A 10,236-nucleotide genomic window follows, 5' to 3' on the forward strand; every position below is an offset into this window, starting at 1 on the left:
CAGGGGTGTCTCCCCGGCCTCCGCGGAGAGCCCGGGGAACCGTGTGTGTGGCGCACGCCTCACCCCTGGGCGCCAAGCCCGCCGACAACCCGGAACCGATCCTGCCGGCCGCCGCGTCTTGGGAGGCGTGCAACGTCAAGGCGAAGGCGGCGGCAGCGCCGTGATCCGCGTCCGTGCGGCAGGAGCTCTCCTCCTCGTCGCGCATCTCGCGCTCGTCGCCTGGATCACGCTGCGCCCCCTGGACGTCCCCTGGGTGAGCCCCGCGAACCTGCGCCCGTTCGCCGGTATCAGGGCGGACCTCGCCCTGGGTCCCGCGCAGGCCGCCCGCCGCATCGGCGAGGGGCTGGGGCTGCTCGCCCCGCTCGGTGTCCTGCTCCCGTTGGCGGGCGGCAGGCTGTCCGCGTCCCCCCTCGGGTCCCTGGTCCGCACGATCGCCGCCGGCGCCCTGCTCTCGCTGGGCATAGAGCTGCTGCAGACCGGCGTTCCCGGGCAGGTCGTGGACGTCGACTCGCTGCTGCTCAACACCGTCGGGGTGGCACTGGCCCATGCCGCGATCGTGCCCGCCGCCAGGGTGCGGCTCCGCCGCCGGGCCGAGACCAGGCGCCGCGCGGCCCTCCCCCGGGAGGACACGGTTCAGGGTCGGACCCCGACGATTCCCAGGGTCGGCATCGCACCGTAGAGCGACGCTTCGTCCGCTTCGTCACCGTAGCGTTGAAGACATCGAGGCCGGACGTCCGGCACACACGCAGCCACGGTTCACGAAGGAGTCCTCATGAGCGCCCTTGCCCGCCCCACCGACGGCCGGATGATCGGCGGAGTGTGCGCAGCGCTGGCGCGGCGCTTCGGCACCTCCGCGACGACGATGCGCGTGATCTTCGTACTCTCCTGCCTGCTGCCCGGCCCGCAGTTCCTGCTCTACATAGCGCTGTGGATCCTGTTCCCGTCCGAGGACAAGGTCCGCACCGCCTGGTAGTCACGCGCCGGCGAGGTTCTCGCCGGACGGCACGAAGCGCCGGTGGGGCGCACCCGAGTCGGGTGCGCCCCACCGGCGTTGTCGCGTGTGCGGGCCGGGGCCCGCGGAGTGCGCGTCAGCCGAGCGGCAGTCCGTTCACCGGCAGGCCGTGCGTCGGCAGGCCCTGCAGCGGCAGGCCGCCGAGCAGTCCGGCCACCGGCGCGGTGGGACCGCTCGCGAGCACCTTCTCGGCGGCGGGCTGGGCGGCCGCCACACCCGCACCGAGCGCGCTCTGACCCTGGGCAAGCGCCTGGCCCGCGCCCGGCAGCGCACCGGCCAGGTTCTGCGTGGGCAGCGCCTGGGTGACGGTGCCCAGCGCCGAGGAGGCGTCCGGCACGGCCGGTGCCGCGTTCGCGGCGCCGGCGCCCGCGGCGGCGAAAGCGGCACCGAGAGCGGCGACACCGAGGGTCTTGGCAGCAGACTGCTTCATATGGAATGCGTCCTTGGATCCGTGTGACGGGGAGGTGAGCGGTCCAAAACCGTAAACACGCAAAGCGGCACTCCGCAAACATCGAAAACCGGTCGAGTCATGGAGAATGAGTGAAGACCGGACCCGTCACCGCTGCTTCGCTCAGACCTGATCCTCCGAAGAACCCCTGGTGGAAGCAGTCTGCTGGAACAGCCATTCGGACTTCAGCTCGGCATATCCGGGCTTGATCACGTCATTGATCATCGCGAGTCGTTCATCGAAAGGAATGAATGCTGACTTCATAGCATTGACCGAGAACCACTGGAGATCGTCGAGCGAATAACCGAACGCGTCGACAAGATGCTCGAATTCACCGCTCATGCTGGTCCCGGACATGAGCCGGTTGTCCGTGTTCACCGTGACCCGGAAGTGCAACCGCCGCAACAACCCGATCGGGTGCTCGGCGTAGGAGTCGGCCGCGCCGGTCTGGAGGTTGGAACTGGGACAGAGCTCCAGCGGGACGCGCTTGTCGCGGACGTACGAGGCGAGGCGCCCGAGCGTCACCGAGCCGTCCTGCGCGACCTCGATGTCGTCGATGATCCGGACACCGTGGCCGAGCCGGTCCGCCCCGCACCACTGGAGCGCCTGCCAGATGGACGGCAGCCCGAAGGCCTCGCCCGCGTGAATGGTGAAATGGTTGTTCTCGCGCTTGAGGTACTCGAACGCGTCGAGGTGCCGGGTGGGCGGGAAGCCGGCCTCGGCCCCCGCGATGTCGAACCCGACGACACCCATGTCCCGGTAACGGTTGGCCAGTTCGGCGATCTCCAGCGAGCGGGCCGCGTGCCGCATCGCGGTGAGCAGCGCGCCCACCCGGACGCGGTGGCCGTTCTCCCGCGCCCGGCGCTCACCCTCGCGGAAGCCCTCGTTGACCGCCTCCACGACCTCTTCGAGGGTGAGTCCGCGCTCCAGGTGCTGCTCGGGGGCGTAGCGCACCTCGGCGTAGACGACCCCGTCCCCGGCGAGGTCCTCCGCGCACTCGGCGGCGACCCGCACCAGTGCCTCACGGGTCTGCATGACGGCGCAGGTGTGCGCGAAGGTCTCCAGGTACCGCTCCAGGGAGCCGGAGTCGGCGGCCTCCCTGAACCAGACGCCGAGTTTGCCGGGGTCGGTCTCGGGGAGCCCCGAGTAGCCGGTCTCCTGGGCGAGTTCGACGATCGTCCCGGGGCGCAGGCCCCCGTCGAGGTGATCGTGCAGCAGGACCTTGGGCGCCCGGCGGATCTGTTCCGAGCTCGGGGTGTTCCGGATCTGGCTCGTCATTCGCGCACTGTAGCCCCTACGCGCGTAGATGTTCTCTTGTCCCGATCCGTCGATATGTAACGGTGACCCGGCGGACGGGTGGCGTACACCGTCACTTCTGACACTGTTCTGTCATGGCACAGCAAGCGACGCCGGTACGCAGCGCCCGGCTGGGCAGGGCACTGGGCCCGGAGCCGACGGCGGTCAGCGGAGTGGTCCTGCTGCTCCCGGGCGGCGACGAGACCTCCGGCCGCAGGCCCTCCCCCATGTGGGCGACCGCCTCCGTACGCGCGTTGGGCCGCCGGCTCACGCGCGCGGGACAGACGCAGGGCCTGGCCGCCCATGTCGTTCACTACCGCTTCCGCGGCTGGAACGGCAGCGAGGCGCACCTCGCGGGCGACGCCTCCTGGGCCGCCGACGAGGTCGTACGCCGCTACGGCGACGTCCCCGTCTGCCTCGCCGGGGTCGACATGGGCGGCCGGGCGGCGCTGCGCGCGGCCGGTCACACCGCCGTCAACTCCGTGCTGGCGCTGGCACCCTGGCTGCCCGAGGAGGACGTGGCGGCGCCACCCGAACCGGTGAAACAGCTCACCGGGCGGCGCGTGCTGATCGTGCACGGCACCAACGACGAGCGCACCGACCCGGAACTGTCCTTCCGGCTCGCGGCCCGCGCCAAGAAGTCCAACCGCGACGTCTGCCGCTTCGAGGTCCATTCCGACGGGCACGGGTTGCACCAGCACCGGACCGAAGTCCACGCGCTGGCCGAGGACTTCGTGATGGGGGCGCTGTTCGGGCGCGGGCTGTCCCGCCCGCTGGAGGACGCGCTCGCCGCACCGCCGCCGCTGGGTCTGCGGATGCCGCTCGCCTCGGGCTTCGGGAAGGCGCTGCGTCACTGAGGGCCGTCCGGGACCCTGACGGGGCCCTGTTCCGGGAGCAGGCGGCCCCGGCGTGACAGCAGGAACTTCTTGAAGGCCGCCACGGGCGGGGTGTCGGGGTGGCCGTCCAGCCACGCCACCCCGATCTCGCGGACCGCGCGCGGGGCGGTGACCGTCAGTTCGACGACTCCCGGGCGGGCCACTGCCGGTGGCGGCAGCAGGGCGACGCCCAGACCGGCGGCGACGAGCCCGCGCAGCGTCTCGGCCTCCTCTCCCTCGAAGGCGATCCGCGGCCGGAACCCCGCCTCCTGGCAGAGGTCGTCGGTGATGCGCCGCATGCCGTAGCCGGGTTCGAGGGTCACGAAGGTCTCCTCGGCGGCCTCCGCCAGCCGCACGCGTCTGCGGGAGGCGAGCCGGTGGTCGGCGGGGACGACCAGCCGCAGCTTCTGCTCCTCGAGGAGACGGCCCACCAGGTCGGGCTCGTCGGGCACGGGCGAGGTGAGGCACAGGTCCAGCTCGCCCGAGCGCAGCCGCTCCAGCATCGCCTCGCCGTAGTTCTGGACGAGGCTGAAGCGGACTCCGGGGTGGTCGGCGCGGAAGGCGCGGATGAGCCCGGGGACGGTCTCCGACCCCATCGTGTGCAGGAAACCGAAGGCGACCTTGCCGGTGGCCGGGTCGGCGTCCGCGCGCACCTCGTCCGCGGCGCGCCCGATCTCGGCGAGGGCGCGTTCCACGGAGGAGAGGAACGTACGGCCGGCGGGGGTGAGGGAGACCGTACGGCCGCGCCGCGCGAACAGGTCGACGCCCAGGTCCTGTTCGAGCCGGACCATGGCCCGCGACAGGGTCGACTGCGGGACCCGCATCTCCCGCGCGGCCCTCGTCACGTGCTCGGTGCGGGCGACCCCGGCGAAGTGCGCGAGCCGCGGAGCGAGGACCGCGACGATGTCTTCTGTGTCACTGGACGGTGACAGGTGACCCTGTGACCTCTGCTGATGCGCCATGGGAACGATTATGGCGATTCCATGCATTGGACGGATGAATGGCGGGAGCCTAATTTCGAAGCATGCCTTCCGCAAGTACCGGGGCGTCCACCACCGTGGTCGCCTCCGCAGCCGCCGTCCCCGCGTCCGCCGACTCCCGTCTGGCCCCGGGCGGGCCCGGCTACCGCCGGATGAGCTTCGCCCTCTTCCTCGCCGGTGTCGCGACCTTCGCGCTCCTCTACTCCACGCAGGCCCTCCTCCCGCTCATCTCGACGGATCTCGGCGTGACCGCGAGCCAGGCGAGCTGGACGGTGTCGGCCGCGACGGGCGGCCTCGCGCTCTTCGTCCTCCCGATGAGCGCGCTGTCGGAGCGCTACGGACGGCGTACGTTGATGACGGCGTCGCTGGTCGTCGCGGTGGCGGTCGGGCTGCTGGTGCCCTTCGCGCCGTCGATCGGCGCGCTGGTGGCACTGCGCGCGGTGCAGGGCGCGGCGCTGGCGGGACTGCCCGCGTCGGCGACGGCGTACCTGGCGGAGGAGGTCCGCCCCAAGGCCCTGATCACGGCCATCGGTCTCTTCGTGGCGGGCAACAGCGTCGGCGGGATGAGCGGCCGGGTCATCACCGGCTGGGTCGCGCAGGAATGGGGCTGGCGGATCGCCGTCGCCACGATCGGCGTGATCGCGGTGGCGTGCGCGGTGGCCTTCCGGCTGCTGCTGCCCGCCCCCCGGCACTTCACACCGGGCTCGCCGCGCCCGCGGGCACTGGTCCGCACGGTCCGCGGCCACCTCGCCAACCCCCTGCTGCGCCGGCTGTACGCGATCGGCGCGCTGTTCATGATGGTCTTCGGCGGGGTCTACACGGTGATCGGCTACCGCCTGACCGACGCCCCGTTCTCGCTCCCCCAGGGCGTCATCGGCTCGATCTTCCTGGTCTACCTGGTCGGTACGGTGTCGGCGTCGACCGCGGGCAGGCTCGTCGACCGCCTGGGCCGGCGCGGCTCGCTCTACCTGGCGGGCGGCACGACCACCGCCGGGCTCCTCCTCTCGCTGGCCGACTCCCTCCCGCTGGTCCTGCTCGGCCTGGTCCTGATCACCGCGGGCTTCTTCGCGGGCCACGCGGTGGCGTCCTCGTCGGTGAGCCACACCGCCAAGGAGGGCCGCGCGCAGGCCTCCGCCCTCTACCAGTCCGCCTACTACATCGGCTCCAGCGCCGGCAGCACCCTCGGCGCCGTCGCCTTCCACTCGGGCGGCTGGGGCGGCACGGTGGTGCTCGGGCTGCTCGCGGTGCTCGGTGTCGTGTCGATCACCCTCTTCGGCTCGCACGCGGCGCGGACCCGGGCGGCCCGCAACCCGGTCCTGGCGCACTGACCCGGCCCGTCGCCGCACCCGCGGGGACCGAAGCGGCGAACGCGCGGGCGAAAGGCGCAGGAGTGCGCCCAGGCCCCTGAGCCAACCGGTCCGGCCTGCGCCTTTTCCCACTCCGTGGGTCATTGTCAGTGGGCTGCGGTAGCTTCCGAGGTGCCGGCGCAGCGAAGCGACGGCGCGACGGGAACAGCCACAGGGGTGGGTTGGCCATGAGCGACGGTACGGCGACGACGACAGACCTGGACGTCCGGCTGGAGAAGCACCGGGTCGAGCTGACCGGATACTGCTACCGGATGCTCGGCTCCTCCTTCGAGGCGGAGGACGCGGTGCAGGACACGATGGTCCGCGCCTGGCGGAGCTACGACAAGTTCGAGGGCCGCTCGTCGATACGCTCCTGGCTGTACCGGATCGCCACGAACGTGTGCCTGGACATGCTGAACGCCGGCAACAGAAGGGCCCGGCCCATGGATCTCACCGGCCCCTCCCCGCTCGCCCAGGCGGCGCTCACCCCGCGCCCGGACAACACGTGGCTGGAGCCGGTGCCCGACGCCCGTGTGCTGCCCACCATCAGCGACCCGGCCGAGGCGGCGGTGGCCAAGGAGTCGGTGCGGCTCGCGTTCATGGCCGCCCTCCAGCAGCTGCCGCCCAAGCAGCGGGCCGTGCTCATCCTGCGCGAGGTCCTCGCGTGGAAGGCGAGCGAGGTCGCCGAGCTGCTCGGTACCACGGTCGCCTCGGTCAACAGCGCGCTGCAGCGGGCCCGCGCCACTCTCGCGGAGAGGGAGGGCACCCCGGGCGCCGTCTCCGACCCGCTCGACGAGGAGCAGCGGAAGCTCCTGGAGCGCTACGTCGCCGCGTTCGAGGGGTACGACATGACGGCCCTGACCGCCATCCTCCACGAGGACGCGATCATGACGATGCCGCCGTTCGACCTCTGGCTGCGCGGCCCCGGCGACATCACGGGGTTCATGACGACGCTCGGCGCCTCCTGCGCGGGTTCGCGTCTGCTCCCGGTGTCGGTGAACGGCCTGCCGGGCTTCGCCCACTACAAGCCGGACCCGGAGAAGGGCGGCTTCAGCGCCTGGGCGATCCAGGCCCTGGAGATCTCAGACGGCCGGATCACGGGATTCCACTGCTTCCTCGACACCGGACGCTGGTTCCCGCTCTTCGGTCTGCCCCTCCAGCTCGAAGCGGAGGCCCACTAGATCGAGGAGGGCCCGCAGCGGCGGGGCCGGATCGCGCAGCCGTATGCGTCCACCGGCCCGGCGCGCGGCCAGCTCCATCCTGGCCAGGGCGTCGACGGTGGCGAGGCCGGGCGGCCCCAGCCCGGCCAGGTCGCAGACGACCACTCCGCCACCCGTAGCCGCCAGCCGCGCGCGCACGTCGGCGCAGAGCCGCGGCACCTCGTCACGGGTGACGGCGGCGGGCAGCACGAGTACGGCGGGTGTCATGGCGTCCACGATCGGTAGACCGGCCGGGTCGGCCGAACTCATCGGGGCCCGGCGGCCGGCCTCGCCCTCGGTCATGCCGTAAGGATCACATTGACCCGCGCCCGGCCTTCCCCGGAGGGTTGGGTGTATGCCCCACGAACCCGTGCCCGACCGCCCGCCAGGCCGCCTCCCGTCCCGCAAGGAGGGCCCGTGCAGGGGGTGTTGACCGGGTTCGCGGTGATCGCCGTCGTCATCGGCGTCGGCTGGCTGATCGGCCGGCGGGGCTATCTCGGGGAGAACGGCCGGGAGGTACTGACCAAGCTCGCCTTCCATGTGGCCTCCCCCGCCCTGCTGTTCACCACGCTCGCCCGCGCCGACCTGTCGGTGATCTTCTCCAGCCGGCTGCTGGTCACCGCCATGAGCACGGCCGCGGCGGCCGGCGCCTTCGTCGTGGTCGGTGCCGTACGCGGCTGGGGTGTCGGCCGGACGACGATCGGCGCCCTGTGCTCCAGTTACGTCAACTCCGGCAACCTCGGCATTCCGATCGCGGTGTACGTGCTCGGTGACGCCTCGCTGGTCGCGCCCGTGCTGCTGTTCCAGCAGATCGTGGTCACGCCGGTCGCGCTGACCGTCCTCGACCTGTCGGGGCCGGGCGAGAAGGGTTCGGTGTGGCTGCGGCTCGTCACGCCCCTGCGCAACCCCATCGCCGTCGGCTCGCTCGCCGGGGTAGCCGTGTCGGCGAGCGGCCTGCGGGTGCCGGGACCCGTCATGGACCCGCTCACCCTGATCGGGAACATGTCGGTGCCCGCGGTACTGCTGGCCTTCGGCATCTCCCTGTGCGGCAGCACACTGCCCGGCCGCGGCGCGGACCGTCACCCGGTGCTGCTGTCCGTCCTGCTGAAGGCGGTCGGCCAGCCCGCCGTGGCCTGGGCGCTGGCGGCCGGCGTCTTCGGGCTGCACGGCGCGCCCCTGCTCGACGTCGTGGTCACCTCGGCGCTGCCCGCCGCCCAGAACCTCTTCACCTACGCCTCGCGCTACCTCGTGGGCGAGACACTCGCCCGCGAGTCGATCCTGCTGTCGACGATCCTCTCCGTCCCCGCCCTGGTGGTCATAGCAACCGCACTCGGCTGACCCACCAACCGCACCCCCGCCCCACACCTGACCCACCGCCGACGAACTCGACGCACCGACAACAGCCCACCCCCACGCACCCGCACCCGCAGACGCGCACCCGGCGACGCACGGGAGGGGCCGTGCCGGTACGTCGCAGCCCGTCGCTCACGCCCGGATCGAGCAACGGCTCCCGTGCCCGGCCCACCCCTGATCCGACGGCGACGGGCTCGACGTACCGGCACGGCCCCGCCCCACCACAGCCGTACCCCCCACGCAGCAGACGCGCACCCGCCCCCGCCCCCGGCAGAAACGCACACGCCGTACCGAACCGAGGCCGGTACACACGAGGAGGGGCCGGTGCGCCCCGCGCCCGGCCCCTCCTCGTGGTCCCCGTGGGATCAGGCGATCCGGTCCAGCACGATCGGCTTCGCCGTGAACTCCGTACCCGCGGCCGCGATGTCGTACGAACCCTCGACCGACTCCAGCGCGTAAGCGAAACGCTCGGGCGTGTCGGTGTGGAGGGTCAGCAGAGGCTGGCCCGCGGTGACGGAGTCACCCGGCTTGGCGTGCAGCTCGACACCGGCCGCGGCCTGCACCGGGTCCTCCTTGCGCGCACGCCCGGCACCCAGCCGCCACGCGGCGATACCGATGTCGTACGCGTCGAGGCGGGTCAGAACGCCCGAGGACGCCGCCGTCACCACGTGCTGCTCGCGCGAGGTGGGCAGCTCGGCGTCCGGGTCACCACCCTGCGCGGCGATCATGCGGCGCCACACGTCCATCGCGGAACCGTCGGCGAGCGCCTTCGCCGGGTCCGCGTCCTTCACGCCCGCCGCGTCCAGCATCTCGCGCGCCAGGGCGATGGTCAGCTCGACGACGTCCGAGGGACCGCCGCCCGCCAGCACCTCGACGGACTCCCGCACCTCCAGCGCGTTGCCGGCCGTCAGACCCAGCGGGGTCGACATGTCCGTCAGCAGCGCGACGGTGCGCACCCCGTGGTCCGTGCCCAGGCCGACCATCGTGGAGGCCAGCTCCCGGGCGTCCTCGATGGTCTTCATGAAGGCGCCGGTGCCGACCTTCACGTCCAGCACCAGCGAACCCGTGCCCTCGGCGATCTTCTTCGACATGATGGAGGACGCGATCAGCGGAATCGCCTCCACCGTGCCCGTCACGTCACGAAGGGCGTAGAGCTTCTTGTCCGCGGGGGCCAGACCGTCACCCGCCGCGCAGATCACCGCGCCCGTGGTGTCGAGGACGTGCAGCATCTCGTCGTTGGAGAGCAGCGCCCGCCAGCCGGGGATCGACTCCAGCTTGTCGAGCGTGCCCCCGGTGTGGCCGAGGCCGCGCCCGGACAGCTGCGGCACCGCGGCACCGCACGCCGCGACCAGCGGAGCCAGCGGAAGCGTGATCTTGTCACCGACGCCGCCCGTGGAGTGCTTGTCGGCGGTCGGACGGGACAGCGACGAGAACTCCATGCGCTCGCCCGACGCGATCATCGCGGCGGTCCAGCGGGCGATCTCGCGGCGGTTCATGCCGTTGAGCAGGATCGCCATGTTGAGGGCGGCCATCTGGTAGTCGGCGACCTCGCCGCGGGTGTACGCGTCGATGACCCAGTCGATCTGTGTGTCGCTGAGCTCACCGCGGTCCCGCTTGGTGCGGATGACGGAGACGGCGTCCATGGCCATGACTTTCCTTCCGAAGACTTACGAAAATCCGCGGCCCCTCCCGACGGTGGTGAGGTCGTCGGGAGGGGCCGCGCAGGC

Annotated in this window: 11 protein-coding genes; 6 read left to right on the forward strand and 5 right to left on the reverse strand. The window is 72.0% G+C overall.

The genetic code is table 11. The annotated features are described in order from the left end of the window. Positions 1-127: 127 nt before the first annotated feature. The gene (locus GFH48_RS16120) at positions 128-679 is read left to right on the forward strand and encodes a VanZ family protein (protein WP_153288949.1); all 552 of its coding nucleotides are present in this window, start codon (positions 128-130) and stop codon (positions 677-679) included. A gap of 93 nt (positions 680-772) precedes the next feature. After that, positions 773-973 (forward strand): PspC domain-containing protein, encoded by a 201-nt coding sequence (locus GFH48_RS16125; protein WP_153288950.1) that lies wholly within the window; start codon positions 773-775, stop codon positions 971-973. Positions 974-1,088: 115 nt separating this feature from the next. Here the strand turns inward: GFH48_RS16125 and GFH48_RS16130 are convergent, their stop codons facing one another. Both GFH48_RS16130 and GFH48_RS16135 read right to left on the reverse strand, forming a co-directional pair. Next, positions 1,089-1,442, reverse strand: coding sequence for an ATP-binding protein (locus GFH48_RS16130; RefSeq protein WP_153288951.1), 354 nt, complete (start codon positions 1,440-1,442; stop codon positions 1,089-1,091). A 141-nt stretch (positions 1,443-1,583) separates the two neighbouring features. After that, positions 1,584-2,738 carry an adenosine deaminase gene (locus GFH48_RS16135; RefSeq protein ID WP_153288952.1) on the reverse strand — a complete coding sequence of 385 codons (1,155 nt, stop codon included), beginning with the start codon at positions 2,736-2,738 and terminating at the stop codon, positions 1,584-1,586. Between the two features lie 113 nt (positions 2,739-2,851). On the opposite strand from GFH48_RS16135, the gene GFH48_RS16140 reads away from it, so the two are divergent. After that, positions 2,852-3,613, forward strand: coding sequence for an alpha/beta hydrolase family protein (locus GFH48_RS16140; protein WP_153288953.1), 762 nt, complete (start codon positions 2,852-2,854; stop codon positions 3,611-3,613). On the opposite strand, the gene GFH48_RS16145 is transcribed toward GFH48_RS16140, so the two are convergent. Then, positions 3,607-4,593: a LysR family transcriptional regulator gene (locus GFH48_RS16145; RefSeq protein WP_153288954.1), complete on the reverse strand. Its 987-nt coding sequence runs from the start codon at positions 4,591-4,593 to the stop codon at positions 3,607-3,609. The two genes, GFH48_RS16140 and GFH48_RS16145, sit on opposite strands and share 7 nt — an antisense overlap. Positions 4,594-4,655: 62 nt before the next feature. Here GFH48_RS16145 and GFH48_RS16150 point away from each other — a divergent pair, with 62 nt between their 5' ends. Next, positions 4,656-5,939: an MFS transporter gene (locus tag GFH48_RS16150; RefSeq protein WP_153288955.1), complete on the forward strand. Its 1,284-nt coding sequence runs from the start codon at positions 4,656-4,658 to the stop codon at positions 5,937-5,939. Positions 5,940-6,145: 206 nt separating this feature from the next. Beyond that, the gene (locus GFH48_RS16155) at positions 6,146-7,138 is read left to right on the forward strand and encodes a sigma-70 family RNA polymerase sigma factor (protein WP_153288956.1); all 993 of its coding nucleotides are present in this window, start codon (positions 6,146-6,148) and stop codon (positions 7,136-7,138) included. Here the strand turns inward: GFH48_RS16155 and GFH48_RS16160 are convergent. Next, on the reverse strand, positions 7,040-7,426 hold the full coding sequence (locus GFH48_RS16160) for an STAS domain-containing protein (protein WP_153292935.1): 387 nt from the start codon (positions 7,424-7,426) through the stop codon (positions 7,040-7,042). The two genes, GFH48_RS16155 and GFH48_RS16160, sit on opposite strands and share 99 nt — an antisense overlap. A 147-nt stretch (positions 7,427-7,573) precedes the next feature. Between GFH48_RS16160 and GFH48_RS16165 the strand changes: the two genes are divergently transcribed. Continuing rightward, positions 7,574-8,494, forward strand: coding sequence for an AEC family transporter (locus GFH48_RS16165; RefSeq protein ID WP_153288957.1), 921 nt, complete (start codon positions 7,574-7,576; stop codon positions 8,492-8,494). 380 nt (positions 8,495-8,874) lie between these two features. On the opposite strand, the gene GFH48_RS16170 is transcribed toward GFH48_RS16165, so the two are convergent. Beyond that, positions 8,875-10,158, reverse strand: coding sequence for a thymidine phosphorylase (locus tag GFH48_RS16170; protein WP_153288958.1), 1,284 nt, complete (start codon positions 10,156-10,158; stop codon positions 8,875-8,877). Positions 10,159-10,236 lie beyond the last annotated feature (78 nt).

It is taken from the genome of Streptomyces fagopyri (assembly GCF_009498275.1).
GTDB classification, from domain to species: Bacteria; Actinomycetota; Actinomycetes; order Streptomycetales; family Streptomycetaceae; genus Streptomyces; species Streptomyces fagopyri.

What these genes read in the sequence shown, in the direction of transcription:
- GFH48_RS16130 (WP_153288951.1), bottom strand. Translation starts at nt 1,442, where the DNA reads ATGAAGCAGTCTGCTGCCAAGACCCTCGGTGTCGCCGCTCTCGGTGCC.
- GFH48_RS16155 (WP_153288956.1), top strand. Translation starts at nt 6,146, where the DNA reads ATGAGCGACGGTACGGCGACGACGACAGACCTGGACGTCCGGCTGGAG.
- GFH48_RS16150 (WP_153288955.1), top strand. Translation starts at nt 4,656, where the DNA reads ATGCCTTCCGCAAGTACCGGGGCGTCCACCACCGTGGTCGCCTCCGCA.
- GFH48_RS16140 (WP_153288953.1), top strand. Translation starts at nt 2,852, where the DNA reads ATGGCACAGCAAGCGACGCCGGTACGCAGCGCCCGGCTGGGCAGGGCA.
- GFH48_RS16125 (WP_153288950.1), top strand. Translation starts at nt 773, where the DNA reads ATGAGCGCCCTTGCCCGCCCCACCGACGGCCGGATGATCGGCGGAGTG.
- GFH48_RS16160 (WP_153292935.1), bottom strand. Translation starts at nt 7,426, where the DNA reads ATGAGTTCGGCCGACCCGGCCGGTCTACCGATCGTGGACGCCATGACA.
- GFH48_RS16135 (WP_153288952.1), bottom strand. Translation starts at nt 2,738, where the DNA reads ATGACGAGCCAGATCCGGAACACCCCGAGCTCGGAACAGATCCGCCGG.
- GFH48_RS16145 (WP_153288954.1), bottom strand. Translation starts at nt 4,593, where the DNA reads ATGGCGCATCAGCAGAGGTCACAGGGTCACCTGTCACCGTCCAGTGAC.
- GFH48_RS16170 (WP_153288958.1), bottom strand. Translation starts at nt 10,158, where the DNA reads ATGGCCATGGACGCCGTCTCCGTCATCCGCACCAAGCGGGACCGCGGT.